The organism is Faecalibacterium prausnitzii, from assembly GCF_003324185.1.
In the GTDB taxonomy this organism is placed as follows: Bacteria; Bacillota; Clostridia; order Oscillospirales; family Ruminococcaceae; genus Faecalibacterium; species Faecalibacterium prausnitzii.
The window spans coordinates 1-1752 of the sequence record NZ_PXUP01000053.1 but is presented as its reverse complement, the minus strand read 5'-3'; the positions used below and the strand labels follow the sequence as shown (position 1 = coordinate 1752).

1 protein-coding gene is annotated in these 1752 nt (G+C 43.8%); it reads right to left on the bottom strand.

The window, feature by feature from the left end; all coding sequences use genetic code 11:
* Window positions 1-201: 201 nt before the first annotated feature.
* Entirely contained in the window at window positions 202-1470 is a 1269-nt protein-coding gene (locus C7J97_RS14580; RefSeq protein WP_113993396.1) for an IS110 family RNA-guided transposase, read from the bottom strand.
* Window positions 1471-1752 lie beyond the last annotated feature (282 nt).

Sequence of the window (1752 nt, the reverse complement as noted above, 5' to 3'; positions counted from 1 at the left end):
GTAGACCAATTAAGCAAAGTCAATAGTACGTGTGGCTGATAAGAACAAAATCGAACGGTTTGTGTTCAGTATTCACCGCTTATAACTCTGTCATCGCTTACACCAAGTAAAGAACAAGGGCAGTGAAAGATGCTAAATTCAAATTTTTCGCATACCAAATAAGGCCCTGTGTTTGTTTCAGGGCCTGAATATCTCAAAACCTCAGGCTGCTTTTACAAATCCCTGTTCAACAGCATGCTGCTCTGGCGTTTTCAGTTCGAAGGGCTTCTGGTCACGCAAGACTGCAAAGATTATAAAGACCAGTTTGTGCATTGATGCTGCTTGAGCAACCTTTGCCGGTTTGTTTTTACATTTCTTTTCATAATAACTGAGTAGTACGGGGTTCGCTGCAGAGTCCTTTCCGCGCTTACAAATCGAATTAACTACTCCCATGTGAAGTGCAGCTCTTGCATAGGGCGAGCCACGTTTTGAGAGCTTGTTCTTTGTTCCTCTGAATGATCCGGATTGCCGCTCTGTTGGGTCTAAACCAAAATATGCTGCAAGCTGTTTCGGCTTCTTGAACAACGAGATATCTCCGATTTCTCCTAGTAAAAGGGCTGCCGAATGACTACCAATACCAGGGATGCTTTGCAGTAAAGAGACGTTGTTTCGCATTTCTTTTATCTGGGCCAGCAAATTATCTATTGCGGTTTCGATTTGAAGCACACTTTCGGACAACGTACGAAGCATTTGAATGGTACACACAATGAGCGTTTCATCGGCACATGAATGAATCCCCAATGTCTGTGCTTTTTGTGCTGCGGAGATTAGCAATCCAGCTTTCTTTTTAGCAAAACCATAACCAGACTTGCTTGCAGCAGCAATCACTTCAACCAGTTCTGATTCTTCCTCTACAAGCAAAATGGTCGGCGTTGGAAAACGTGCAAGTACAGCGCAGGAAGTAACTCCTCCCACATCGGAAAAGACCTTATCATAGCCTGGAAAGGTCTGATCCAAAAGGGCTGTTAATCGGTTTTTATAACTCGAAACGTCGTTCAACAATTCCGCTCGATGTCTGCAGAGCTGGCGTAGCGCACGCGTTGCCGTTTGAGGAATTTGGGAAGGACGCAATGTCTTCGTTCGATACATCATTGCCAGTTTGAAGGCATCCACACGATCGGTTTTCCTCTTTCTGATAGAGAAGTCCTTCATCGAATTGCTTTGAAGTGGATTCACCACGATCACGTCATATCCATGCTCTGAGAAAAATTGAAAGAGGATCAAATGGTAGTGTGAGGTGGACTCCATCACAATAACAGGCTTACTGAAAAAAAGCCGCTCAGCCTTTTGGAGTAGGGCGTTTGCTCGATTTATCGATGTTTCGTCGTGATAAATCTTTTCTTGCGCAAAGATTTTGTTGTCTGGCGACAAAATGCACATATCACTGAATCGTTTGCTGACATCAATTCCAGCTACCGGACAATAACTCATATACACCTCTCCTTTCAGGGCAGTTTCGCTTCTTCGCAAAAGTAACAGGCGCGTTGTTGACACGGGTAACGGTTGTGCCGACCCAACCAATCAAAACATTGAATCTTTTACGAAGCGAACGGACGGTCTACGCTGTTAGTAATTCCTGAATGGAAACCAAGCAAGCAGTTTTGCCACTTTCAGCCCCAGTTAGTACTTCAATATTACTATGTTTTGGAAATCGGCACAACCATATAACCGTCTGTGATGAAACTATTTTTGTTTCATCGATGACATTGTACC

What these genes read in the sequence shown, in the direction of transcription:
- C7J97_RS14580 (WP_113993396.1), bottom strand. Translation starts at nt 1,470, where the DNA reads ATGAGTTATTGTCCGGTAGCTGGAATTGATGTCAGCAAACGATTCAGT.